The organism is Pseudomonas sp. B22(2017) (assembly GCF_002113105.1).
In the GTDB taxonomy this organism is placed as follows: Bacteria; Pseudomonadota; Gammaproteobacteria; order Pseudomonadales; family Pseudomonadaceae; genus Aquipseudomonas; species Aquipseudomonas asiatica.
In genome coordinates this window covers 98,134-122,764 of sequence record NZ_NEJN01000013.1, presented here as the reverse complement: position 1 = coordinate 122,764, position 24,631 = coordinate 98,134, and the positions used below count along the sequence as shown (strand labels likewise).

Here is a 24,631-nt window from a genome sequence, read left to right as displayed (position 1 = left end):
GGCTGGGTAAGTGCGATCACCCTTCCCGTCCGGGATACCGAGGTGCAGATGAGACCCACGCTCCCTCTTTTCGCCTGCTTGCTGTCATGCGCCAGCGCGTCGGTCCTGGGCGATACCTTCAGCGCCGCCATAGGTATGGACTATTCAAGTGGCGACTATGGCACGGGTACAACCTCGGAAATCTGGTACATCCCCGTGGTCGGCAAGTATGAAACCGGCCCAATGACCTACAAGGTCACTGTGCCCTGGCTGCGCATCACCAACCCTGAAGTGGGCCCGAATGGTGACCCCTTGCCCGGTGGCTGCCGGGATGTGGAAAGCGGGCTGGGAGACACGGTTGCCAGCGCCGGTTACGCCCTGCTCGACGGCAGTGACGGTGGCCTGATGCTGGACCTGATCGGCAAGGTCAAATTCCCCACTGCCGATGAAGACCAGTGCCTGGGCACCGGTGAATACGACTACACCGGCCAGGTCGACATCGCCAAGGCCTTCGGCCCGGTGACCGGTTTCGCGACCTTGGGCTGGAAGAAGTTCGGCGACCCGCCCGACAGTGATTTCGACGACCCGATATTTGCCAGTCTCGGCTTTGCCATGCCCGTGGCTGCAGGTACTTCGGCGGGTGCCTCCTACGACTGGCGGCAGAAAGTCGTTTCGACGGGGGCGCAGATCAAGGAACTTACCCTGTTCCTGACACACAAGCTCAACCAGCAGTGGAAAGTGCAACTCTATGCAGTCAAAGGCTTCTCGGATGCCAGCCCGGATGCAGAGGGCGGCCTGATGCTTTTTCACGCGTTCTGACGAAAAAGCCCCTGGCCCGGGAGTTCCTTGTGGGGAATGGCGGGGCAGGGGCTTTTCAGTTTGCTGCTGCGTTAGATGGGTTCAGCCCACATGTCGTATTCGTCGGCATCCACCACGCGGCAACGTACCTTGTCACCCGGCTTGAAGCCGTGGTCGCCATCGATGAACACGCTGCCGTCGATTTCCGGGGCATCGAAGAAGCTGCGGCCAACCGAACCTTGCTCTTCCACTTCATCGATCAACACGTCGATTTCCTTGCCGATACGCAGTTGCAGGCGGGCGGCGCTGATGGCCTGCTGGTGGGCCATGAAGCGGTCCCAGCGGTCCTGCTTGACGTCGTCCGGCACTTCTTCAAGGCCCAGGTCGTTGGCCGGGGCGCCTTCCACCGGCGAGTACTGGAAGCAGCCCACGCGGTCCAGCTGGGCTTCGGTCAGCCAGTCCAGCAGGTACTGGAAGTCTTCCTCGGTCTCGCCCGGGAAGCCGACGATGAAGGTGGAGCGAATCACCAGCTCCGGGCACTGCTCGCGCCAGTTCTTGATACGTGCCAGGGTGCGGTCTTCAAAGGCCGGGCGCTTCATGGCCTTGAGCACTTTCGGGCTGGCGTGCTGGAACGGGATATCCAGGTACGGCAGGATCTTGCCGGCGGCCATCAGCGGGATCACGTCGTCGACGTTCGGGTACGGGTACACGTAGTGCAGACGTACCCAGGCACCCAGGCTGCTCAGGGCTTCGCACAGCTCGAGCATGCGGGTCTTGACCGGGCGGCCGTTCCAGAAGTCGGTCTTGTACTTGACGTCGACGCCGTAGGCGCTGGTGTCCTGGGAAATCACCAGGATCTCCTTGACCCCGGCCTTGACCAGGCGCTCGGCCTCGCTCAGCACTTCGCCGACCGGGCGGCTGACCAGTTTGCCGCGCATCGACGGGATGATGCAGAAACTGCAGCTGTGGTTGCAGCCTTCGGAAATCTTCAGGTACGCATAATGGCGCGGGGTCAGCTTGACGCCCTGCGGCGGCACCAGGTCGATCAGCGGGTTGTGATCCTGGCGTGGCGGCACCACTTCGTGCACGGCGTTGACCACCTGCTCGTACTGCTGCGGGCCGGTGACCGACAGCACGCTAGGGTGCACGTCACGGATGCTGCCTTCCTCGACACCCATGCAGCCGGTGACGATGACCTTGCCGTTTTCCTTGATCGCTTCGCCGATCACTTCCAACGACTCGGCCTTGGCGCTGTCGATGAAGCCGCAGGTGTTGACCACCACTACGTCGGCGTCCTCGTAGGTGGGCACGACTTCATAGCCTTCCATGCGCAGCTGGGTCAGGATGCGCTCGGAATCGACCAGGGCTTTTGGGCAACCCAGGCTTACGAAACCTACCTTGGGGGTGGCGGGCGTGGTGGACATGACTAACCTCGGTATTGAATGCAGGTCGCCCGGCCGGAATCGGGGGCGATCTTGACGGGCGCTTTTGGCGCCTCTGATCAAAAAGTGCGCAATTCTAGCGAGCGCAGGGTCGCTTGACCAGCAGAAATGCGACGAACGCTGCGCTATGCTTCGCGCCATTGCGCCGGGGGTATCAGTATCACCTGGCGCATCGGGAATTCTACTGGCCTTGCAAGGCCGTCTGCGGGAGTGGTCGATGGTTCAGGCAAGCAGTCACGCCGAGGGCGGGCACGAGGGGAAGCATGGGGCGACGCGGTCGTTGAGCCTGCTCGTGGCGGCGGTCGGGGTGGTTTATGGCGATATCGGCACCAGCCCGTTGTATACCCTCAAGGAGGTCTTCAGCGGCGGGTACGGAGTGCCGGTCAACCATGACGGCGTGCTGGGGATCCTGTCGCTGATCCTGTGGTCGCTGCTATGGGTAGTGTCGTTCAAGTACGTGATGTTCATCCTGCGCGCCGACAACCAGGGCGAGGGCGGCACCATGGCGCTGACCGCGCTGGCGCGGCGGGCCACGGCGGCCTACCCGAGGTTGCGTACGTTGATGGTGGTGTGCGGGTTGATCGGCGCTTCGCTGTTCTATGGCGACAGCATGATCACGCCGGCGGTGTCGGTGCTGTCGGCGGTGGAAGGCATGGGCCTGGCGTTTGATGGTATCGATCACTGGGTTGTACCGATTTCGCTGGTGATCCTGGTGGCGCTGTTCCTGGTGCAGAAGCACGGCACCGAGAAGATCGGCAAGCTGTTCGGCCCGATCATGGTCACCTGGTTCCTGGCGCTGGGCTCGCTGGGCGTGTACGGCATATCGCAGAGCCCGGAAGTGCTCAAGGCTTTCAACCCGGCCTGGGCGGTCAACTTCTTCGTGGTTCACCCCGGCATGGGCGTTGCCATTCTCGGTGCGGTGGTCCTGGCGCTGACCGGTGCCGAGGCGCTGTACGCCGACATGGGCCACTTTGGCCGCAAGCCGATCGCTCGGGCCTGGTTTGCCCTGGTGCTGCCGGCGCTGGTGCTCAACTACTTTGGCCAGGGCGCGTTGCTGCTGCAGGACCCGGATGCTGCACGTAACCCGTTCTACCTGCTGGCGCCGGGCTGGGCACTGCTGCCGATGGTCGGCCTGGCTACCATGGCCACGGTGATCGCTTCGCAGGCGGTGATCTCGGGGGCGTTCTCCCTGACCCGCCAGGCCATCCAGCTGGGCTACATCCCACGCATGCAGATCCAGCACACTTCCAGCGATGAACAGGGGCAGATCTATATCGGTGCGATCAACTGGACACTGATGGTCGGCGTGGTACTGCTGGTGCTTGGTTTCGAGTCATCCGGTGCCCTGGCGGCGGCATACGGGGTGGCTGTGACCGGTACCATGCTGATGACCACCATCCTGGTTGCGGCGGTGATGCTGCTGCTATGGAAGTGGCCGCCGGTGCTGGCGGTGCCGATCCTGATGGGTTTCCTGTTGGTGGATGGGCTGTTCTTTGCCGCCAACGTGCCGAAGATCATCCAGGGCGGGGCCTTCCCGGTCCTGGCCGGCGCTGTGCTGTTCCTGTTGATGAGCACCTGGAAGCGTGGCAAGCAGATCCTGATGGAGCGCATCGACGAAGGCGCGCTGCCGCTGCAGCTGTTCATCAGCAGTATCCGCATTCAGCCACCGCACCGGGTCGAAGGCACGGCGGTGTTCCTCACGGCACGCTCCGATGCGGTGCCCCATGCGCTGTTGCACAACATGCTGCATAACCAGGTGCTGCACAGCCAGGTGGTGCTGTTGACGGTGGTCAGCGAGGACCGGCCACGCGTGCCGGAACAGGAGCGCTTTGAAGTGGAGGCCTATGGCGATGGGTTCTTCCGCGTGTTGCTGCACTTCGGCTTCATGGACGAACCGGACGTGCCTGCGGCGTTGAAGCTGTGCCACCTGGAAGACCTGGACTTCAGCCCGATGCGCACCACCTTCTTCCTCAGCCGCGAGACCGTGATCGCCTCACGGCTGGAGGGGATGTCGCGCTGGCGGGGCAACCTGTTCGCGTTCCTGCTGAAGAATGCCAACGGCAACTTGCGCTTCTTCAACCTGCCGCTGAACCGGGTGATCGAGCTGGGGACCCAGGTCGAGATCTGAGGGGCAACACAGATTTCAAGGCAGTACCCGCTCCCATATGGAGCGCATAGCTTTCAAAGCTTGCGCTGTACCTGTGGGAGCGGGTTTACCCGCGAATGGGCCGCAAGCCTTATCAGTTCTGCTCAGCCACACTCGACTTGCCCTGGCGCGTCTCGATCTCACCGATCAGGCGCTTGGCCAATGCCGGGTAGTTTTCGTCGAAGTGGTGCCCCCCCGGCAGCTTCAGGCGTTCACCCACCGCAGTCTTGTCGGTGCAACCGCTCTCGTCGGTTTCTTCCACGCCATACACACACACCACCTTGGACGCCGGCAGTTTGGCCATTTCCGGCCCGGTTGGCGCTTCCTGGCCTTCCTTGCCCAGCCAGCCCTCGACTTCGATCTCGAAGCTGCCGCTGCGGGCAAAGGCCAGCAGCATCACCGCGTCGATACGCTGCTGGTCCTCGGCCGGCAGGCGGTTGTAGATCGCCGGCAGGACGTCGGCACCGAACGAATAACCGGTCAGCACGAAGCGCTTGGTGCCCCACTTCTGTCTGTAGTGCTGCATCAGCTCGGACAGGTCGGCGGCGCTTTGTTCCGGGGTCTTGTGTTGCCAGTAGTAGCGCAGCGTGTCGATGCCGACCACCGGGTAACCAAGCTTGGCCATTTCCCCGGCCACGTCGCGGTCCAGGTCTCGCCAGCCGCCATCACCGGAAAGGAACAGGGTGACCGTGTCGGTGGTCTGCCCGGCTGGCACCTCGACTACCGGAATGGCCAGGGCGTTGCCGTCGTGGCCGACCAGGGCCTGGGTCAGTTGGGCCTTGAGCACTTGTGGCAGGTGGATGTCGTAGTCACTGATGCTGGTTTCGGCATTGGCCTGGTCGCGCACGAAGGCGGCGCTGGCGTCATCCGGGTTGTCGTTCCAGGCGACGTTCCAGTGGCCGTGGGCGGCCGACTTCGGCAGCGCTGTCTGGCAGCCCGGCTGTTCCAGGCTGAAGCCCACGGAAATCGCCCGCGCCTTGTCGTTGTTCTGGCTGGCCAGCCAGCGCCAGGCCTGGGCGGCGCCAGGGCCGATACCGGCAACCAGGGTCGGCTTCTCCGGTAACTGGCCCAAGGCCTGGTCCAGGGCCTGTTGTTGTTTACTGCAGTCATTGGGCGGCAGGATCACCTGCACCAGTTGCGCTTCGCCAGCCTGGGCCAGGTCCAGCAGCTGCCTGTCGGTCAGCGCCTGGTCTTGAGGTACGCCGATGGCCACCCGGGCCTTGGGGTGCACGGCTGGGGTCACACGGGTGATGCGGGTGTCATTGATGCTCAGTTGTTCCAGGCGTGCCTCGGGAGCCGGGCGCGTCCATAGCCAGAATGCCAGCGCGCCTCCCAGGGCAGCCAACAGCAGGGGAACCAGCAGGTACAGCCAAAAGCGTCGGGTCATCAACGTTTCACCAATCCAGTCAGGCCGCCTGCGATCAGGGCGGCGGTGTCGGCCAGTGCCACCAGCGGGTCGAGCCCGGCCGGCACGGCCATGTAACGGGGTTCCCAGTCCGGTTGGAACTTGTCCTTGAAGCGTCGAAGCCCCTGGAAGTTGTACAACTGCTCGCCACGGCGGAACACCATCGAGCCCAGGCGCTGGGTCAAGGGCGCCCCACGCCGTGGCTGCAGGCCGGAAAGCGGCACCATGCCCAGGCTGAAGCGAGCGTAGTCATGGCTTTTGTAGTGCAAGATCAGCCCGATCATCATGAATTCCATGGTCAGCTTCGGGGCCTCGGGGTGCGCACGCATAAGGTCGAGGCTGGCCAGTTCCTTGCCATGGGTTTCCAGCAGGTTGGCGAAAGCCACCGGGCGGCCTTGGAAGCGGATCAGGGCAATGCGAAAATGCTGCAGGTATTCAGGGCTGAAGCGCCCCAGCGAGAAGCCTTTCTCGCGCACGTTCTTGCCGCCAAGCCAGGCGTCGGAAATTTCCTTCAGCTCTGCCAGCGGGGCATGCCCGGGTTCATGGATTTCCAGGCTCAGGCCGTCACGGCCGCCACGGTTCCAGGTGTAGCGCAGGTCCTTCATCTCCTTGCCCTTGGCTTCGAGGTCGAAGCGGCGCAAGTCGACCCGGGCTTCTTCACCCAGCTTCAGCGCGGTCAGGCCGATGTCCATGTAGAACGGCAGGTTCTCTGCGCGCACCTGATAGAACACCGGGCGGGCATGGTGCAGGTCGCACAGGTCGCGGAACTGCCAGATCATCTCGGCGCGCTCCTGGGCCGGGCCGATCGGGTCGTACAGGGCCACCAAGCTGCGACCGCGACGGGCGTACATGAGGAAGGCGTTGTTGCCAGGGTGGAACAGCAGCGCCTTGTCACCGGTCAGCGCCAGGCCGCCATCTGGCTGGTCGGATGCCAGCAGAATGCGGTTGGCACGCAGCAGCTCTTCTTCGTCAGGCAAGTGGATCACCGGTGGTGCGGTACGCAGCAGCCAGGTCAGGGCCACGGCCGCCAGCAGCAAGGCGCTGCCCATGGCGGCGCGCAGGCCACGCGGGGCATCGGCATCGAGGGTGAACTGCCACCACAACTGATGGCTGTAGGGAACATCCTGGTAGGCGAACAGCAACAACCAAACCGATGCGCCGACCACACAGGCGCTGGCTACCAGAAACACCGGCGAGAACGGCAACTCGAGCAGGCGGCTGGGACGGTAGAAGGAACGGCGGAACAGAGCGAGCAGGGCGGCAGTGAGGGTCAGCAAGCAGGCCTCTTCCCAATCGAAGCCCTTGAGCAGCGACAGCAGGGCACCGACCAGCAACAGCACGGTGGTCAGCAGCCAGGCGGCGGACAGGCGCCGGCGCAGGCCTTGGGCCAGCAGCAGGCACAGCACGCCGATCAGGCTGGCGCCAAAATGCGAAGCATCGATCAGGCGGTGCGGAACCAGGAAACCCATGTGCTCCAGGCGGGTGTCGATTTCGGGCGTGGCACCGGAGAACAGCAGCACCACCCCGGACAGGAATACCAGGATCGAAAGGATCGGTGCAGCCAGCCCGGAAGCGGCCTTGATAGCCTGTTGCGCGAACAGCAGGCGCCGGGCCTCGTTGGCCAGTAGCAGCGCGCAGGCCAGCAGCAGCGGCAGCACCACGTAGATCAGCCGATACAGCAGCAGTGCCGCTGCCAGCGGCGCCGCGCCAAGTTGGTCGGCAAAAGCCGCCAGTAGTATGGCTTCGAATACCCCGACGCCGCCCGGGACGTGGCTGAGCACACCTGCGGCCAAGGCCAGCAGGTACACCAGGACAAAGGCACCGAACGGCGGTGCTTCGGGCAGCAGCAGATACAGCACGGTGGCGGCAGCGGCGACATCCAGTGCGGTGATCAGCAATTGCAGGGCGGCCAGGCGTGCGCCCGGCAGGCGCAGCGTGCGGCGGCCCAGTTGTACCAGCAGGTTGTTGGCCAGTGGTTGTTCAGCCAGGCGTCGGCGGTACAGGCCGAACATCAGCACGCTGCACACCAGCAACACCGCTATGGCGATACCCGCCAGCAAGCCTGGCGCCAAACCCAGTGCGGCCGAGGCCGCCGGCAGGTCGCTCAAGGTCGCCAAGGCGGCCAGGGGCGGTAGCGCGCAGCCCAGTGACAGGCTGGCAAAAACGGTCATCCGTGCAACTTCACCTGCGCCAACCCCTTGGCGCGCATACAGGCGATAGCGCACCGAACCGCCCGAAAGCATCGACAGGCCGATGGCGTTACCTATGGCAAAAGCGCTGAAGCCGCCCAGCACCAGGCTGCTCGCGGGCAGTTTCACGCCGGCATAGCGGCTGGCCGACCACTCGTAACCAAGCAGGATCACGAAACCGAGCACAGTTGCCAGCAAGGCGCCAAGTAACGACTGGGTAGGCACGCTGAGCATGGCATCGTGCAAGGCATAGATGTCCAACTCGCTCAACAGGTGGCGACAGGCGACCAAGGCCATGGTGAACAACACCAGTGTCACTACCAGGCCGATGGGCTGGCGGTAACGGCTCATGCGCTCCAGCAAGGGCAAACGTTGCGCGGCGCCAGGCAGCGTTGTGGCAAGCGGCACCGGGGATTCGGGGTTGTGCGAAGTCATGGATTGCCCCGGGCATGCAGCGCGAGGTGAGGGAAAGGTGTGGCCAAGTGAAAGTCCCTTAGGAAAAACGTATCCAATGTTACTCCGGCCTCGAGCGCTTTCAGCGGCCTGGCAGGGTTAAAGATAGTTCATCCTGGGCACGACCTCTCAAGCCTGCGGGTTGGCTGGAGGACGGGAGAATCGGGGGCGACGAAAAGCAGGAGGGGAGAAACAACAAACCCCGCGCTGCTGTTACACAGGCGGGGTTTGTTCTGACGAATATGGTTGCGGGAGCCGGATTTGAACCGACGACCTTCGGGTTATGAGCCCGACGAGCTACCAGGCTGCTCCATCCCGCGTCAGTGGGGCGCATTCTACAGTTTTCAGAATGGGTGTCAAGCGCTAGTCGTTGATTTTTTTGAAATTTCTATCAGCGCATTATTTGACGCAAAGAAAAAGGCCACTGCGTGAACAGTGGCCTTTTCTCGAATCTGGTTGCGGGAGCCGGATTTGAACCGACGACCTTCGGGTTATGAGCCCGACGAGCTACCAGGCTGCTCCATCCCGCGCCTGTGAGATCGAATTCTACGGATTTACCCGTGGGTGTCAAGCTTTTTTCTGAAAAAACCTTTCCTGTTCAAACTCTTAGCGTCTGTATATGGCCCGCAGCTCAGGCGCGACGGGGCTTTCAGGCCGATTATCGAGCAATGTCGCGCACAGGCTGCATACCCGAGGGCGCATGCGATACTATCTGTATGAATTTACAGTGCTGACGGTCATCCATGTCCTTGCGCAAGATCATCCACGTCGACTGCGATTGCTTCTATGCCGCGATCGAAATGCGTGACGACCCGCGCCTGGCCGGGCGGCCCATGGCGGTGGGGGGCTCGGCCGACCGCCGCGGGGTGATCGCCACCTGCAACTATGAAGCGCGTGCCTACGGCGTGCGTTCGGCCATGTCGTCGCGGCACGCGCTGAAGCTGTGCCCGGACCTGCTGATCGTCAAGCCGCGCTTCGAGGCCTACCGTGAAGCCTCGCGGGAAATCCACACGATCTTCCGTGACTACACCGAACTGATCGAGCCGCTGTCGCTGGACGAAGCCTACCTGGATGTAAGTGACAGCCAGTGGTACTCGGGCAGCGCCACGCGCATTGCCGAGGATATCCGCCGCCGTGTCGCCCGCACCCTGCATATCACTGTCTCGGCCGGTGTGGCGCCAAACAAGTTCCTGGCCAAGATCGCCAGTGACTGGCGCAAGCCCAATGGCCTGTTCGTGATTACCCCGGGCGAAGTGGAGGCATTCGTCGCCGCCCTGCCGGTGGCCAGGTTGCACGGGGTGGGCAAGGTAACGGCAGACAAGCTGGCGCGGTTGGGTATCGAAACCTGCCTGGAGCTGCGCGAATGGTCGCGTCTGGCGCTGGTGCGCGAGTTCGGCAGCTTTGGCGAGCGTTTGTGGGGGCTGGCACGGGGTGTCGATGAGCGTGCCGTGCACAATGACAGTCGCCGGCAGTCGGTCAGCGTGGAAAACACCTACGACACCGACCTGCCGGACCTGGCCAGTTGCCTGGCACGGCTGCCCGAACTTCTGGAGAGCCTGAACGAGCGTATCGCCCGCATGGACAGCAGTTACCGGCCGGAAAAACCCTTCGTCAAGGTCAAGTTCCATGACTTCAGCCAGACCACCATGGAGCAGGCGGGGGCGGGCAGGGACCTGGAGAGTTATCGCCAGTTGCTGGGTCAGGCGTTTGCCCGTGGTGGCAAGCCGGTGCGCTTGCTTGGGGTAGGCGTGAGGTTGCGCGACTTGCGCGGGGCGCATGAGCAGTTGGAGCTGTTCCCGCCTCAGTAAATGGCCCGCCAATTTAACGCGGTCCCTGTAGGAGCGGCCTTGTGTCGCGATGGGCTGCGAAGCAGCCCCGGCAATTCATGCATCAAGGCTGAAATCATGGGGCTGCTTCGCAGCCCATCGCGACACAAGGCCGCTCCTACAAGGTATTGCGTGATGCGGGTTACTGCGCGCCCGGGTCGGCCACCAACCGGCCAGTGGCCTTGGTCAGCGACTGCAGAAACTCCTGCTGCAACTCCGGATCGTTGCGGGTCAGTTCGATCAGGCTCTGTTCCATTTCACTGGCTTCTTCTTCCAGGCCGAGTTCGGACAAGCGCTTGACCCGGTGAACCCATTGGCCGACATCGTCATCTTCGAGGTCATCGAAGATCAGTTCATGGGCTTCGAGCAGTTTGTTGCGCAGGGTGGCGCTGACCAGCAGGCTGGCATCGCCACGTACCGCGTTGTCCTCATCCAGCACCTGCAGGTGCAGGGTACCGATGTGGTTGAGGTTCTGCTCGGAGAACGGGCTGTCGAGCAGGTTCAGGCGCAGCACGCCGTTCCTGTCGGTGGTCAGCTCGTGGGTCATCTTGCCGGCTTTGACCTCGACCAGGCGTTCGCTCCAGGGCACGCTGGTAGATTCCTCGCGCTTGCCTTTCTGCACTTCGCTGATTCCGGCCAGGTTCTGCTGGGCACGGCCGTTGGACGGCACGTTCATGAACGGGTTGAGCCCGTCCACGCCGTAGCTGAGCCAGTCGTGGGTGATGCTTTCCGGGAGGTTGCCCAGGGCGAAGACATTGACCACGTTGGCACCCACGCCTGCCACCACGGCCACCGCACCCAGCGGGATCTCGTAGATCTCCCGCCAGGGTTGGTAAGGCGTGTAGCGGTCATAGCTGCGGGTGACTTCGAATTCGGTGACTTCGAAGCGCTTCTGCTCATGCACGCGCACACGTCGTTGCGGAAGCTCCATCACCTTCGGCTCGCCGACATCGATCTGCAGGGTGTGCTCGAGCAGTTTGCGCTCGACGCGCTCCTCATGGTCGCTGCGCTGGGACATCTGGTTGGCGCAGCCGCTGACGAGCAGAGCGCCGCACAGTGCGGCGCCCCCCAGGGGAAAGGTACTTCGCTTGAACATGATCACTCGTGCATTGGTTATCAGCGGCGAACGCGGGCCTGCAGGAAGGTCAGCACTTCATTGAGCGGCAACGCCTGGGCGTCCTGCTCGGTGCGGTGCTTGTACTCCAGGTTGCCTTCGGCCAGGCCGCGATCGCTGACGACGATGCGGTGCGGGATGCCGATCAGCTCCATGTCGGCAAACTTGATGCCTGGGCTGGTCTTCTTGTCACGGTCGTCCAGCAGCACTTCGTAACCGGCAGCAGTCAGCTCGGCGTACAGCTTGTCGGTCGCCTCGCGAACCACCTCGGTTTCGTAGCGCAGCGGTACCAGGGCGATCTGGAACGGGGCCAGGGCGTCGTTCCAGATGATGCCCTTTTCGTCGTAGCTCTGCTCGATGGCAGCTGCGACCACGCGGGACACACCGATGCCGTAGCAGCCCATGGACAGGGTTACCGGCTTGCCGTTCTCGCCCAGTACCTGGCACTTCAGCGCCTCGCTGTACTTGGTGCCGAGCTGGAAGATGTGGCCCACTTCGATGCCGCGCTTGATCACCAGGGTACCCTGGCCGTCCGGGCTCGGGTCGCCTTCGACCACGTTACGCAGGTCGGCGACCTGTGGAACCGGCAGGTCACGCTCCCAGTTCACGCCGAAGTAGTGCTTGTCGTCGATGTTGGCGCCAATGCCGAAGTCGCTCATCAGGGCAACCGAGCGGTCAATGACGATTTCCAGCGGCAGGTTCAGCGGGCCGAGCGAGCCGGCGCCGGCACCAATGGCCTCGCGCAGTTCGGCGTCGGTGGCCATGACCAGCGGGTCGGCAACCTGTTCCAGCTTGGCCGCCTTGATTTCGTTGAGCTCATGGTCGCCACGCACGATCAGTGCTACCAGCTTGCCTTCTTCGGCGCCGCGCACGATCAGGGTCTTGACGGTTTTCTCGATCGGCAGGCCGAAGTTTTCCACCAGCTGGGCGATGGTCTTGGCGTTTGGCGTGTCGACCAGGCGCAGCTCCTCGGTAGGGGCTGGGCGCACGGTTTCACGCGGGATGGCCTCTGCCTTCTCGATGTTGGCGGCGTAGTCGGAGCTGTCGCTGAAGATCACGTCGTCTTCGCCGGACTCGGCCAGTACGTGGAACTCGTGCGAATAGCTGCCACCGATGGAGCCGGTGTCGGCCTGCACCGGGCGGAAGTCCAGGCCCAGGCGGGTGAACACGTTGCTATACGCCTGGTGCATGCGGTCGTAGGTTTCCTGCAGGGAAGCCTGGTCGGCATGGAACGAGTAGGCGTCCTTCATGATGAACTCGCGACCGCGCATCAGGCCGAAGCGCGGGCGGATCTCGTCACGGAACTTGGTCTGGATCTGGTACATGTTGAGCGGCAGCTGTTTATAGCTGGACAGCTCGTTGCGGGCCAGGTCGGTGATCACTTCCTCGTGGGTCGGGCCGACGCAGAAGTCGCGCTGGTGCCGGTCCTTCAGGCGCAGCAGCTCGGGGCCATACTGTTCCCAGCGGCCGGATTCCTGCCACAGTTCGGCGGGCTGGATGCTGGGCATCAGCACTTCCAGGGCGCCGGCGGCGTTCATTTCCTCACGCACCACGGCCTCGACCTTGCGCATAACCCGCAAGCCCATCGGCAGCCAGGTGTACAGGCCAGAGGCCAGTTTGCGAATCATGCCGGCACGCAGCATGAGCTGATGGCTGATGACCACTGCGTCGGCAGGGGTTTCTTTCTGGGTGGCGAGCAAATATTGACTGGTGCGCATGGTGAGCCGTGTCGATTGCCTAAGACATTGAAATGACCCCGCATTGTACGGGGGCGAAACGAAGGCGTACAGGATGCCCCAGGGCGTGACGCTTGTCAGCCAAGAAAAAGCCCGGCGTGATCGCCGGGCTTTTTCAATTGCGGGGCACTGCAAGCCAGGCTTACAGGATGCTCAGCGGGTACTCCACGATCAGGCGCAGTTCGTCGATCGATGGGGAATCGTAGTAGACGCCATCGGAAGAGCGATAGGTGGCTTGACGCACGCGGAAGCTCAGGTCTTTTGCCGGGCCGCTCTGCAGCACGTACTTGATGTCGACGTCGCGTTCCCATTCCTTGCCGTTGCTGGTGCCGGCCACGTTGGCGTCGGTACCGCGTACATAACGGGTCATGAAGGTCAGGCCCGGGATGCCGTATTCGGCGAAGTTCAGGTCGTAGCGAGCCTGCCAGGACTTCTCGTCTTCGGCGTTGAAGTCGGAACGGGCCACGGAGTTGGCCAGGAAGATGGTGCCGCCACCGTCGATGCCATAGCCGTAGTCGCCGTCGCCGGTGACTTTCTGGTAGGCCAGTGTGAAGGTGTGAGCGCCAATGTTGTAGGCGCCCGACAGGCTGAACGCGCGGTTGTCCAGCTTGTCGCCATCGAATGCGCGGTACTCGGCCGAGCCTTCGCTCTTGGTGTCATAGATGTTGAAGTCGAACACCAGGCCTTGTTTGTCCGAGATCGGCAGAGCCCAGTTGACGTTGGCGTAGTATTTGCGCCAGTAGTCTTCAACCTTCGAGTAGTACAGGCTGGTGCTGAGGTTGTCGGTGAAGGCGTAGGTACCACCTACCACGTTGGCTTCCTTCAGGCCGAAGCTGTCGCGGTTGGTCTGCTCCTGGGCGGTCAGGCTGGTGAAATGACCAGCGTGCAGGGTCAGGCCCTCGATCTCGTTGCTGGTGATCAGGGTGCCCTGGGCGATTTCAGGCAGCAGGCGGCTGTCGTCGGTGGCGAAGACCGGCAGAGCGGTGAACTGGTCACCCACTTTCAGCACGGTGTCGGAGATGCGGAATTTAACCGCGCCGCCGGCCTTGGAGTAGTCATCTTGCGAACGGCCGTCAGAGCCGGTAGGGAACAGGCCGGTACCGGCGCGGCCCTTGCCGCTGTCCAGTTTCAGGCCGAGCATGCCGATGGCATCGACACCCACACCCACGGTGCCCTGGGTGAAGCCGGACTCGAAGGTGCCGAGGAAGCCCAGGCCGGTTTCTTCACGACGGCTCTGGGTGCCGGCTGGGTTGTTACGGAAGTCGCGGCTGAAGTACAGCATGCGGGTCTTGACGTTCAGCTTGCTGTCTTCGATGAAACCTTTGGACTCGTCCTGGGAAGAGGCCAATGCCAACTGCGAGGTCCCTGCCGCAACGGCCAGGGCGATCATGCTCCACTTCATCACGCGCATCGTGATTTGCTCCTTTGGTTTTTAGGAAGAGTACCGCTGCGTCCAAGTGTTCTAGTTATATGGGGCAGCTCTTTCTTGTTATGTCGGCGAAAATGTATAGCACGCTGACTGTTCTTGGCGATATGGGTATAAGCATCCTTTTCGGAACTTTTTCTCCATGTCGCTTTTAGGTAGTTCCATGTCGCAAATCACGCCCCGGTTTAAGGGCCGTCAACACCAGCGCTGCTTCTTTCACCGTAAAGAACCTGTAACTACCGATTCCGGTTGGGAAACTCCCTGGTAACCACTGTCGCTGTTGTTATTTGTCGCGTTCACCCGCCGATGCAGATGTCGTGCCGACTTGGCGTGAAAGGAATGCAACAAGCGTGCTCAAAATTCACAACGCTTCATGAAATTTTCACAAAACCTGCTACCGGGGGTCGGAAAGTGCCGTAAACACGGGGCGGGAGCCGCCTGATGCGGTAGCGCAGTCAAGAATCGTTAAAATTTGAAAAGCTGTCATGAAAGTCAATGTGTTACCGCAACTTGTTCATGCCGCGTCACCCGCGGGGTGACAAGTGTGGTGCGAGGGGTATCGGTAGCCTCATTTTGGTGCGAAAAGTAGCGCTGTGTTACCGGGAACGTGCAGGGTATCCTTGCAGGCCTGTTTTCCGCGTGAAGCGGGTTGGTTCTGCCTGAAGGAGATTTGCCGTGTTCGTCCTCGATTCGCGTTTGCAGCAGGATTCGCTGGTGCTGGGGGAGTTTGCGCTGTGCCAGTTGCTGCTGAGCAAGGATGCCAACTATCCATGGTTCATCCTGGTGCCCAAGCGCGCTGGCATCAGCGAAGTGTTCGAGCTCGATGCTGCAGAGCAGCAGCAGTTGTGGCAGGAAACCATCGGCCTGGCCGAAGCGCTGAAAGCCAGCTACAGCGCCGACAAGATGAACGTTGCTACCTTGGGTAATGTGGTCAGCCAGTTGCACATGCACGTGATCGTGCGCCAGCGCGACGACGCGGCCTGGCCGGCACCGGTGTGGGGCAAGTGCCCGGCGGCGGCGTACACCGACGACCAGGTGCAAGCCATCCGCCAGCGCCTGCGCGGGATGCATCTCGCCGGTTACCAGGAGGCCTGATATGCCGCTTGAATCACGAGTGGTCGAACTGGAAACCCGCCTGGCGTTTCAGGATGACACCATCCAGGCATTGAATGACGTGGTGGTCGAGCAGGGCCGGGTGATCGAGCGGCTGCAGTTGCAGATGGCCGAGCTGATCAAGCGTTACGAAGAGATGGTTGGCCAGTATGGCAGCGAAGGGGACGAGGCGCCGCCGCCTCATTATTGATACCTGAACCTGCTACACATATTCCGCTGGATGCACACAAACCTTGTGGGTGCGGCATGCTCGCTCCCACAAGGGATGGTTTCTGCAAACAGGATCAGCGGCGGGTTACCGCGACCACATCCTCGGCCTGCAGGCCCTTGTCGCGGTGCATCACGGAAAACTCCACGCGCTGGCCTTCCACCAGGATGCGGTGGCCTTCGCCACGAATGGCGCGAAAGTGCACGAAGATATCATCGCCCGAGTCGCGGGAGATGAAGCCGAAGCCTTTGGACGTGTTGAACCATTTCACGGTGCCGGTATCACGATTGCCGGCATCCTGCGCCGCGTGCTGGCTGGTGCGTGCCTTGCGGGGGCTGCGGGCAAAGCCCACGGCCAGGTGCACGGCCACGGCCAGCGCTGCGCAGACCAGTGCGGCCAGGTTGCCCATTTCCGGGCGGGCCAGCAGTGTCAGGGTCTGCAGCACCACAGCCACCACCAGCAGGGCGCAGGCCAGATGCTGCAGTTGCTGCCGCGCGCCGCGGTAGTACAGTGGCACGACGGGGGCCAGTACGAGGTTGAGCAGGCCGAGCAGGGCGAGGTAGACCGCGTCGGGTTGTTGCAGGAAGGGTAACGCATCGGTTTTCAGGCTGGGCATGAGCGATAGCAGCAAGGCTGCCACGCCCGTCACCAGATGGACGATTTTGAACATGGGGTTGGCTCACAGTTGATAAGGCCGATCACAGGAAGAGCTGGTAGCACGGTGCGCATGAGGTGTAGAGCGCGAACACGCGGCAGGCCAGCCTATGCACCCGGCAAATGGCAATCCGCACGGGTGGCACCATGCCTATTTAACAGTAAAGCCGCAGGCTACTCAAACCGCTGTCCCCGAGGGGCGATGTGTTGCGCCATGTCACATGCGGTGCAGACCAAGTGTTGCTACAGTGGTCGGCACCCGCTTGGGTCTCACGCCTTATGGAAAGGGGAACTTCATGGCAATTGATATCGGTATCAGTGAAGAAGATCGCAAGTCCATCGTCGATGGGCTGTCCCGCCTGTTGTCGGATACCTATGTGTTGTATCTGAAAACCCATAACTTCCACTGGAACGTCACCGGTCCGTCGTTCCGCACCCTGCACCTGATGTTCGAAGAGCAGTACAACGAACTGGCGCTGGCGGTCGACTCGATTGCCGAGCGCATCCGCGCCCTGGGCTTCCCGGCACCGGGGTCCTATGCATTTTATGCGCGGCACTCCTCGATCAAGGAGGAGGAAGGGGTGCCGCATGCCGACGAGATGATCCGCCAGCTGGTGCAGGGCCAGGAAGCCGTGGTGCGTACCGCGCGCAGCATCTTCCCGGTGGTGGACAAGGTCAGTGACGAGCCGACCGCCGACCTGCTGACCCAGCGCATGCAGGTGCACGAGAAGACCGCCTGGATGCTGCGGGTACTGCTCGACGGCAAGTAGATACCCAGCGCTGTACCGGCCCTTGTAGCAGCGGCCTTGTGTCGCGATGGGCTGCGAAGCAGCCCCACGGTTTGAGCGCATTGCACAAATTTCCGGGGCTGCTTCGCAGCCCATCGCGACACAAGGCCGCTCCTACAGGTCCTGCGCAATTTTGTGCAGGAAGATTTTGCCGCTGCTTTAAGCTCGCCCAACAGCGCTTCATAGGCCACCTGGTACCTGTGACGAGGAAGTGTGGCGCATGACGCAAGCAAGCAAGCGTGTGGCTGGCCAGGGGCGTTGGCCGGGTAAACAGTGCATCGACCCGTTCAAAGCGGATTTCGACATGTTGCAGACCCAGCCCGTGTCACGCTCGGTGCGGCTCAACGGTTTTTCCACCTGCCTGCGGCTGGAGGCCGTCTACTGGGGTATCCTGGAGCGCATCGCCGCGGCCAACCGCTGCTCGGTCAGTGCGGTCCTGTCCTATGTGGACCGTGAGGTGCACCTGCGACAAGGCGGGGTGCGCAACTTCAGCGGGCTGATCCGGGTGATCTGCGTCGCCTGGCTGCTGGACCCGCCAAGTGTGCGCTGATCGCCTGGCGGGCTGCGCAGTGCTTGTTAACCATATATAATCCCGCTTTTTGCTGCCCCGGCAGCCAGCGTTGTGGTTGACGAGAGACACCCATGCCCCTTTATGACTATCAATGTGCATCCTGCGAGCACCGCATGGAAGTGCTGCAGAAGATCAGCGCCGCGCCGCTGACCGATTGCCCGGCCTGCCAGGCGCCGGCGCTGAAGAAGCTGCTGTCGGTGCCAGGCTTCCGCCTGAGCGGTAACGGTTGGTACGAAACCGACTTCAAGACCGGGGCGAAAAAGAATCTGGCAGGCGGCGACAAGGCCGACTGAGTTGAATGCTGTGACCGGGTCTTGCAGTATTAGCCCTCTCCGGGCGGCCAAGGCCTCCACCGAATACACGAATCACGAGAAGCGAAACCACCATCATGATGCGCAGCCATTATTGCGGCCAACTGAACGAGAGCCTGGACGGCCAGGAAGTCACCCTTTGCGGCTGGGTCCATCGTCGCCGCGACCACGGCGGGGTGATCTTCCTCGACATCCGTGACCGCGAAGGCATGGCCCAGGTCGTGTTCGACCCGGATCGCGCCGAAACCTTCGCCGCTGCCGACCGCGTGCGCAGCGAATACGTCGTGCAGATCACCGGCAAGGTCCGCAAGCGCCCTGAAGGTGCGGTGAATGCCAACATGGCTTCCGGCGCCATCGAGATCCTCGGCTACCAGCTGAACGTGCTCAACGAAGCGGAAACCCCACCGTTCCCGCTGAACGAATACTCCGACGTCGGCGAAGAAACCCGCCTGCGCTACCGGTTCATCGACCTGCGTCGCCCGGAAATGGCCGACAAGCTGCGCCTGCGTTCGCGTATCACCAGCAGCATCCGTCGCTTCCTCGACGAAAACGGCTTCCTTGACGTCGAGACGCCGATCCTGACCCGTGCCACCCCGGAAGGCGCGCGTGACTACCTGGTGCCCAGCCGTACTCATGCCGGCAGCTTCTTTGCCCTGCCGCAGTCGCCGCAGCTGTTCAAGCAGTTGCTGATGGTTGCCGGCTTCGATCGCTACTACCAGATCGCCAAGTGCTTCCGTGACGAAGACCTGCGTGCCGACCGCCAGCCGGAATTCACCCAGATCGACATCGAGACCAGCTTCCTCGATGAAAGCGAGATCATGGGCCTGACCGAAAGCATGATCCGCAAGCTGTTCAAGGAAGTGCTGGACCTGGAATTCGGCGAATTCCCGCACATGACCTTCGAAGAAGCCATGCGCCGCTACGGCTCTGACAAACCGGACCTGCGTATCCCGCTGGAACTGGTCGACGTTGCCGACCAGCTCAAGGATGTCGACTTCAAGGTGTTCGCCGGCCCGGCCAACGATCCGAAGTGCCGCGTTACCGCCCTGCGCCTGCCTGGCGGCGCCAGCATGCCGCGCAGCAAGATCGACGAGTACACCAAGTTCGTCGGTATCTACGGTGCCAAGGGCCTGGCCTACATCAAGGTCAACGAGCGCGCCAAGGGTGTCGAAGGCCTGCAGTCGCCGATCGTCAAGAACATCCCCGAGGCCAACCTCAACACCATCCTCGACCGCGTTGGCGCCGTTGACGGCGACATCGTGTTCTTTGGTGCCGACAAGTTCAAGGTGGTCAGCGAAGCCCTGGGCGCGCTGCGTATCCGCCTGGGCCACGACTTCGAGCTGCTGACCTGCGAGTGGGCACCGATGTGGGTGGTCGACTTCCCGATGTTCGAAGAGAACGAGGACGGCAGCTTCACCGCGCTGCACCACCCGTTCACCGCGCCGAAGTGCACCCCGGAAGAGCTCGAGGCCAACCCGGCCGTGGCCCTGTCCCGTGCCTACGACATGGTCCTGAACGGTACTGAGCTGGGTGGCGGTTCGATCCGTATCCACCGTAAAGAGATGCAACAGGCCGTGTTCCGCCTGCTGGGCATCGAAGCGGCAGAACAGGAAGAGAAGTTCGGCTTCCTGCTCGACGCCCTGAAGTTCGGTGCACCGCCTCACGGTGGCCTGGCCTTCGGCCTGGACCGCCTGGTCATGCTGATGACCGGTGCCCAGTCGATTCGTGAAGTGATCGCCTTCCCGAAAACCCAGAGCGCCGCGTGCGTCATGACCCAGGCCCCTGGCCTGGTCGACGCCAAGGCCCTGCGCGAGCTGCACATCCGACTGCGCGAACAGACAAAGGTCGAGTAAGCAGTCCCCGGGCGCATCCACATGGATGCGCCTTTGCGTTCCGGCGCAGGCAATTTCCCGTCCCGCCCCCTACAGGGGCGGGGCTGTTTGTGATTCAAAGGATTCGGAGTCGTTATGGCTGGTCATTCCAAGTGGGCGAACATCAAGCACCGCAAAGAGCGCCAGGATGCCAAGAGAGGCAAGATCTTCACCAAGTGGATCCGCGAACTGACGGTCGCTGCCAAGCAGGGTGGTGCTGACCCGGCATCCAACCCGCGCCTGCGCCTGGCGCTGGACAAGGCCCTGGGTGCCAACATGAGCCGCGACATCATTGATCGTGCCGTGGCCCGTGGTGCCGGCACCAACGAAAGCGACAACGTCGAAGAGCTCAGTTACGAAGGTTACGGTCCGGGTGGCGTGGCGATCATGGTCGAGGCCATGACCGACAACCGCAACCGTACTGCCGCCGCCGTGCGTCATGCTTTCACCAAGTGTGGTGGCAACCTGGGCACCGACGGTTCGGTGGCCTACCTGTTCGAGCGCAAGGGGCAGATCAGCTTTGCTCCGGGCGTGGAAGAAGACGCGCTGATGGAAGCGGCGATGGAAGCCGATGCCGACGACGTGGTGGCCAACGACGACGGCTCGTTCGACGTGTTCACCTCGTTCAACAGCTTCTACGCCGTGCGCAATGCCCTGGAAGAGGCTGGCTTCAAGGCCGCTGACGCTGAAATCGTCATGCAGCCGACCACCAGCGCCGAACTCGACCAGGACGGTGCCGAGAAAGTACTCAAGCTGATCGACATGCTCGAAGACCTGGATGACGTGCAGAACGTCTACTCCAATGCCCAGATTTCCGATGAGATCATGGAAAACCTCGGCTAACGTGTCCTGGCGATCCATGCCAGTTCTTCAAGTTTGTCAGCGCCTGTACCGGCCCTTTCGCGGGTAAACCCGCTCCCACAGGTACTGCACCACATTCAGAGTCGGTGCAGTACCTGTGGGAGCGGGTTTACCCGCGAAAGGGCCGGTACAGTTTGCAGAGATGCATCAATTTTTCGACAGGCACTATGACTCTGATTCTTGGTATCGACCCCGGCTCGCGCATCACCGGCTATGGCGTGGTACGCCAGACCGCCCGTGGTTGCGAATACGTGGCGTCGGGCTGCATTCGCACCGGCAGCGGCGAGCTGCACGAGCGATTACAGATCGTTTTTCGTGGCGTGGGTGAAATCATCGCCCAGCACGGCCCGGTAACCATGGGCATCGAGCGGGTGTTCATGGCCCGTAACGCCGACTCGGCGCTCAAACTCGGCCAGGCCCGTGGCGCGGCCATCGTCGCAGCCGCCGAAGCCGGCCTGGAAATCGCCGAGTACAGCGCCACCCAGGTCAAGCAGGCGGTAGCCGGTACCGGTGGGGCGAACAAGGAGCAGGTGATGATGATGGTCATGCACCTGCTGAAACTGACGCAGAAGCCGCAGATCGACGCTTCCGACGCCCTGGCTATCGCCCTGTGCCACGCCCACACCCGTTCCAGCCTGGTGCCGCATGGCCTGGCCACGGCACGGCGGCGCGGCGGGCGCTTGCGTCTCTAGGCGCTTCATGCGCTGATACACATTTTGTTCGGGTGATGCGTTCACCCGCTGCATTTGCTGATAGGGTTGAGCGGTCTTTGACCGGCTCCCCGAGAGGAAGGATCGGAACGTGATTGGACGTTTGCGCGGCACCCTGGCGGAAAAACAGCCGCCGCACCTGATTATCGACGTCAACGGCGTAGGTTACGAACTGGAAGTTCCCATGACCACGCTGTACCGTCTGCCCAAGGTGGGCGAACCCGTAACCGTGCACACCCACCTGGTGGTGCGCGAGGATGCTCACCTGCTCTACGGCTTTGCCGAAAAGCGTGAGCGCGAGCTGTTCCGCGAGCTCATCCGCCTGAACGGCGTAGGGCCGAAGCTGGCCCTGGCGCTCATGTCCGGGCTGGAAGTGGACGAGCTGGTGCGCTGCGTGCAGGCCCAGGATACTTCGGCCCTGGTGCGCGTGCCCGGTGTCGGCAAGAAGACCGCCGAACGCCTGCTGGTCGAGCTCAAGGACCGCTTCAAGGCTTGGGAAACCTCCCCGGCCATGTTTACCCTGGTCTCCGACGGGCCGCTGCCGGTCGCAAGCGCATCCACAGCCGAAGCCGATGCCGTCAGCGCCCTGGTTTCGCTGGGCTACAAGCCGCAGGAAGCCAGCAAGGCAATCGCCGCGATCAAGGACAAGGCCGGCCTGAGCAGTGAGGAACTGATTCGTCGCAGCCTGAAAGGGATGATTACCAAGTGATCGAAGCCGACCGCCTGATCGCCGCCAGTGGCCGCGACCGTGAAGAAGTCCAGGACCGTGCGATTCGCCCGCTGCGGCTGGACGAGTACATCGGCCAGCCGGTGGTGCGCGAGCAGATGGCGCTGTTCATCCAGGCCGCCCGTGGCCGCAGCGAGTCGCTCGACCACACGCTGATCTTCGGTCCGCCCGGCCTGGGCAAGACCACCCTGGCCAACATCATCGCCCAGGAAATGGGCGTGTCGGTCAAGAGCACTTCGGGGCCTATCCTCGAGCGCCCGGGCGACCTCGCGGCCATGCTGACCAACCTCGAACCGCACGACGTGCTGTTCATCGACGAGATCCACCGGTTGTCACCGGTCGTCGAAGAGGTGCTGTACCCAGCGATGGAGGATTTCCAGCTCGACATCATGATCGGCGAAGGGCCTGCTGCCCGCTCGATCAAGCTGGACCTGCCGCCGTTCACCCTGGTCGGTGCCACCACCCGTGCCGGCATGCTCACCAACCCGCTGCGGGACCGCTTCGGTATCGTCCAGCGCCTGGAGTTCTACAGCGACAAGGACCTGGCCACCATCGTCAGCCGTTCGGCCGGCATCCTCGGCCTGGCCATCGAAGACCAGGGTGCCTACGAGATCGCCCGCCGGGCCCGTGGAACGCCACGTATCGCCAACCGCCTGCTGCGCCGCGTGCGCGACTACGCCGAAGTGCGCGGCAAGGGCCAGATCACCAAGGCCGTGGCCGACATGGCGCTCAACCTGCTGGACGTGGACGAGCGCGGCTTTGACCACTCCGACCGCCGCCTGCTGCTGACCATGATCGAGAAGTTCGACGGTGGCCCGGTCGGCGTGGACAACCTGGCGGCAGCCATCAGTGAAGAGCGCCACACCATCGAGGACGTGCTCGAGCCGTACCTGATCCAGCAAGGCTACATCATGCGCACGCCGCGCGGCCGCGTGGTCACCCGGCATGCCTACCTGCACTTTGGCCTGAACGTGCCCGGGCGCCTGGGGGAGGGTGGTGATTTTTCCGAAACGGGCGATGAGTGACAGATCGAAAACGGCTTTTCGTGGTCCTACCGCTGGCATGCCGAGGGTGCGCTGGCAATAAGACATTAATGAAGAAAAAACAGTTGCCATAGCGGATTGGCAAGCTGAGGAGTAAGCACTAGAGTATGCGCGCGCAAAATGGCCTGGAACCGTTCGCACACCGTTGTCGTGTCTATTACGAAGATACCGATGCCGGTGGGGTGGTGTATTACGTCAATTACCTGAAATTCATGGAGCGCGCGCGTACCGAGCGGCTGCGGCACCTGGGCTTTTCCCAGGCGCAGTTGGCCGAAGACAACCTGCTGTTCGTAGTCCACTCCAGCGAAGCGCGCTATCACGCGCCGGCGCGGCTGGACGACGAGCTGCGGGTCACCGCGCAAGTACTTGAACTCAATCGCGCCAGCCTGCGCTTCGTGCAGCAGGTCTGGCGGGAAAAGGATGAAACGCTGCTCTGTGAAGGGCAGTTCCTGGTGGCCGCCGTGCGCGCCGACACTTTCAAACCCCGAGCCATACCCCCGGAGCTGCGTGACGCCTTTGCGGCGGACGGCTCGGGTACTCAATCGAATGCAGGAGAATAAGCGTGGAAGCTAACGTCGTCGACCATACCTCCATGTGGAGTCTGGTCAGCAATGCCAGCGTGTTGGTACAGCTGGTAATGCTGACCCTGGTGGCCGCCTCGGTCACCTCATGGGTCATGATCTTCCAGCGCAGCACCATGCTGCGCGCCGGTCGTCGTGCGCTGGATGCCTTCGAGGAGCGCTTCTGGTCGGGCATCGACCTGTCCAAGCTGTACCGCCAGGCAGGCAGTAACCCAGACCCGGATTCTGGTGTCGAGCAGGTATTTCGTGCCGGCTTCAAGGAATTCTCGCGCCTGCGCCAGCAGCCAGGTGTTGACCCGGACGCGGTCATGGAGGGCGTTGCCCGTGCCATGCGCGTCGCCATCTCGCGCGAGGAAGAAAAGCTCGAGCAGAGCCTGCCGTTCCTGGCCACCGTCGGTTCGACCAGCCCGTACATCGGCCTGTTCGGTACCGTATGGGGCATCATGAACTCCTTCCGCGGCCTGGCCAGCGCCCAGCAGGCCACCCTGGCCACGGTCGCCCCGGGTATTGCCGAAGCGCTGATCGCCACCGCCATCGGCCTGTTCGCGGCAATTCCGGCGGTCATCGCCTACAACCGCTTCTCGGCGCGCAGCGAAGTGCTGATCGGCCGTTACTACACCTTCGCCGACGAGTTCCAGGCGATCCTGCACCGCAAAGTGCACACCAGCGAAGAGTAATC

Annotated in this window: 22 protein-coding genes and 2 tRNA genes; 15 read left to right on the top strand and 9 right to left on the bottom strand. The window is 62.5% G+C overall.

Annotation, left to right across the window (positions count from 1 at the left end; genetic code table 11):
• Nucleotides 1–48 precede the first annotated feature (48 nt).
• Nucleotides 49–798, top strand: a complete 750-nt coding sequence (locus CAG18_RS22080; RefSeq protein ID WP_039613960.1) for a hypothetical protein — start codon at nt 49–51, stop codon at nt 796–798.
• Between the two features lie 71 nt (nt 799–869).
• Here CAG18_RS22080 and rimO read toward each other — a convergent pair whose 3' ends face one another.
• Nucleotides 870–2,201 (bottom strand): 30S ribosomal protein S12 methylthiotransferase RimO, encoded by a 1,332-nt coding sequence (gene rimO, locus CAG18_RS22075; RefSeq protein ID WP_013973825.1) that lies wholly within the window; start codon nt 2,199–2,201, stop codon nt 870–872.
• Between the two features lie 235 nt (nt 2,202–2,436).
• On the opposite strand from rimO, the gene CAG18_RS22070 reads away from it, so the two are divergent.
• The gene (locus tag CAG18_RS22070) at nt 2,437–4,347 is read left to right on the top strand and encodes a potassium transporter Kup (RefSeq protein ID WP_085721541.1); all 1,911 of its coding nucleotides are present in this window, start codon (nt 2,437–2,439) and stop codon (nt 4,345–4,347) included.
• Between the two features lie 112 nt (nt 4,348–4,459).
• Here the strand turns inward: CAG18_RS22070 and CAG18_RS22065 are convergent, their stop codons facing one another.
• The 4 genes from CAG18_RS22065 to CAG18_RS22050 form a co-directional block, all read right to left on the bottom strand.
• Nucleotides 4,460–5,752, bottom strand: coding sequence for a virulence factor family protein (locus CAG18_RS22065; RefSeq protein ID WP_015271483.1), 1,293 nt, complete (start codon nt 5,750–5,752; stop codon nt 4,460–4,462).
• A complete protein-coding gene (mprF, locus tag CAG18_RS22060) occupies nt 5,752–8,394 on the bottom strand; it encodes a bifunctional lysylphosphatidylglycerol flippase/synthetase MprF (protein WP_015271482.1) in 2,643 nt (880 codons plus the stop codon). The genes CAG18_RS22065 and mprF overlap by 1 nt, the downstream gene beginning before the upstream one ends.
• 261 nt (nt 8,395–8,655) lie before the next feature.
• A tRNA-Met gene (locus tag CAG18_RS22055) sits at nt 8,656–8,732 on the bottom strand.
• Between the two features lie 133 nt (nt 8,733–8,865).
• Nucleotides 8,866–8,942, bottom strand: a tRNA-Met gene (locus CAG18_RS22050).
• A gap of 219 nt (nt 8,943–9,161) precedes the next feature.
• Here CAG18_RS22050 and dinB point away from each other — a divergent pair.
• The gene (dinB, locus tag CAG18_RS22045; RefSeq protein WP_161551482.1) at nt 9,162–10,220 is read left to right on the top strand and encodes a DNA polymerase IV; all 1,059 of its coding nucleotides are present in this window, start codon (nt 9,162–9,164) and stop codon (nt 10,218–10,220) included.
• Between the two features lie 160 nt (nt 10,221–10,380).
• Here the strand turns inward: dinB and CAG18_RS22040 are convergent, their stop codons facing one another.
• From CAG18_RS22040 to CAG18_RS22030, 3 genes are all read right to left on the bottom strand, one after another.
• Nucleotides 10,381–11,334, bottom strand: a complete 954-nt coding sequence (locus CAG18_RS22040) for a hypothetical protein (RefSeq protein ID WP_023661807.1) — start codon at nt 11,332–11,334, stop codon at nt 10,381–10,383.
• A 20-nt stretch (nt 11,335–11,354) separates the two neighbouring features.
• Complete coding sequence (locus CAG18_RS22035; protein WP_015271479.1) at nt 11,355–13,070, bottom strand: proline--tRNA ligase; 1,716 nt, start codon at nt 13,068–13,070, stop codon at nt 11,355–11,357.
• Nucleotides 13,071–13,230: 160 nt separating this feature from the next.
• Nucleotides 13,231–14,499 carry an OprD family porin gene (locus tag CAG18_RS22030; protein ID WP_013973818.1) on the bottom strand — a complete coding sequence of 423 codons (1,269 nt, stop codon included), beginning with the start codon at nt 14,497–14,499 and terminating at the stop codon, nt 13,231–13,233.
• A 690-nt stretch (nt 14,500–15,189) separates the two neighbouring features.
• On the opposite strand from CAG18_RS22030, the gene CAG18_RS22025 reads away from it, so the two are divergent.
• The gene (locus CAG18_RS22025; RefSeq protein ID WP_085721540.1) at nt 15,190–15,609 is read left to right on the top strand and encodes an HIT domain-containing protein; all 420 of its coding nucleotides are present in this window, start codon (nt 15,190–15,192) and stop codon (nt 15,607–15,609) included.
• Nucleotide 15,610: 1 nt separating this feature from the next.
• On the top strand, nt 15,611–15,817 hold the full coding sequence (locus tag CAG18_RS22020; protein WP_015271477.1) for a SlyX family protein: 207 nt from the start codon (nt 15,611–15,613) through the stop codon (nt 15,815–15,817).
• A gap of 94 nt (nt 15,818–15,911) precedes the next feature.
• Here the strand turns inward: CAG18_RS22020 and CAG18_RS27415 are convergent, their stop codons facing one another.
• Entirely contained in the window at nt 15,912–16,505 is a 594-nt protein-coding gene (locus CAG18_RS27415) for a cold shock domain-containing protein (protein WP_015271476.1), read from the bottom strand.
• A 280-nt stretch (nt 16,506–16,785) separates the two neighbouring features.
• On the opposite strand from CAG18_RS27415, the gene CAG18_RS22010 reads away from it, so the two are divergent.
• From CAG18_RS22010 to tolQ, 10 genes are all read left to right on the top strand, one after another.
• Nucleotides 16,786–17,259 carry a Dps family protein gene (locus tag CAG18_RS22010; RefSeq protein WP_013973814.1) on the top strand — a complete coding sequence of 158 codons (474 nt, stop codon included), beginning with the start codon at nt 16,786–16,788 and terminating at the stop codon, nt 17,257–17,259.
• A 238-nt stretch (nt 17,260–17,497) separates the two neighbouring features.
• On the top strand, nt 17,498–17,827 hold the full coding sequence (locus CAG18_RS22005) for a ribbon-helix-helix domain-containing protein (protein ID WP_015271475.1): 330 nt from the start codon (nt 17,498–17,500) through the stop codon (nt 17,825–17,827).
• Nucleotides 17,828–17,919: 92 nt separating this feature from the next.
• Entirely contained in the window at nt 17,920–18,141 is a 222-nt protein-coding gene (locus CAG18_RS22000; RefSeq protein WP_003254776.1) for an FmdB family zinc ribbon protein, read from the top strand.
• 95 nt (nt 18,142–18,236) lie between these two features.
• Nucleotides 18,237–20,012, top strand: a complete 1,776-nt coding sequence (aspS, locus tag CAG18_RS21995; RefSeq protein WP_023661313.1) for an aspartate--tRNA ligase — start codon at nt 18,237–18,239, stop codon at nt 20,010–20,012.
• A gap of 114 nt (nt 20,013–20,126) precedes the next feature.
• Nucleotides 20,127–20,873 carry a YebC/PmpR family DNA-binding transcriptional regulator gene (locus tag CAG18_RS21990; RefSeq protein ID WP_013973810.1) on the top strand — a complete coding sequence of 249 codons (747 nt, stop codon included), beginning with the start codon at nt 20,127–20,129 and terminating at the stop codon, nt 20,871–20,873.
• Nucleotides 20,874–21,058: 185 nt separating this feature from the next.
• Complete coding sequence (gene ruvC / locus CAG18_RS21985) at nt 21,059–21,583, top strand: crossover junction endodeoxyribonuclease RuvC (protein WP_004375291.1); 525 nt, start codon at nt 21,059–21,061, stop codon at nt 21,581–21,583.
• Between the two features lie 109 nt (nt 21,584–21,692).
• Complete coding sequence (gene ruvA / locus CAG18_RS21980; protein WP_015271473.1) at nt 21,693–22,310, top strand: Holliday junction branch migration protein RuvA; 618 nt, start codon at nt 21,693–21,695, stop codon at nt 22,308–22,310.
• Nucleotides 22,307–23,353, top strand: a complete 1,047-nt coding sequence (ruvB, locus tag CAG18_RS21975; protein ID WP_004375289.1) for a Holliday junction branch migration DNA helicase RuvB — start codon at nt 22,307–22,309, stop codon at nt 23,351–23,353. The genes ruvA and ruvB overlap by 4 nt, the downstream gene beginning before the upstream one ends.
• Nucleotides 23,354–23,478: 125 nt before the next feature.
• Entirely contained in the window at nt 23,479–23,931 is a 453-nt protein-coding gene (ybgC, locus tag CAG18_RS21970; RefSeq protein ID WP_015271472.1) for a tol-pal system-associated acyl-CoA thioesterase, read from the top strand.
• A 2-nt stretch (nt 23,932–23,933) separates the two neighbouring features.
• Complete coding sequence (gene tolQ, locus CAG18_RS21965) at nt 23,934–24,629, top strand: protein TolQ (RefSeq protein WP_015271471.1); 696 nt, start codon at nt 23,934–23,936, stop codon at nt 24,627–24,629.
• Nucleotides 24,630–24,631: the final 2 nt, after the last annotated feature.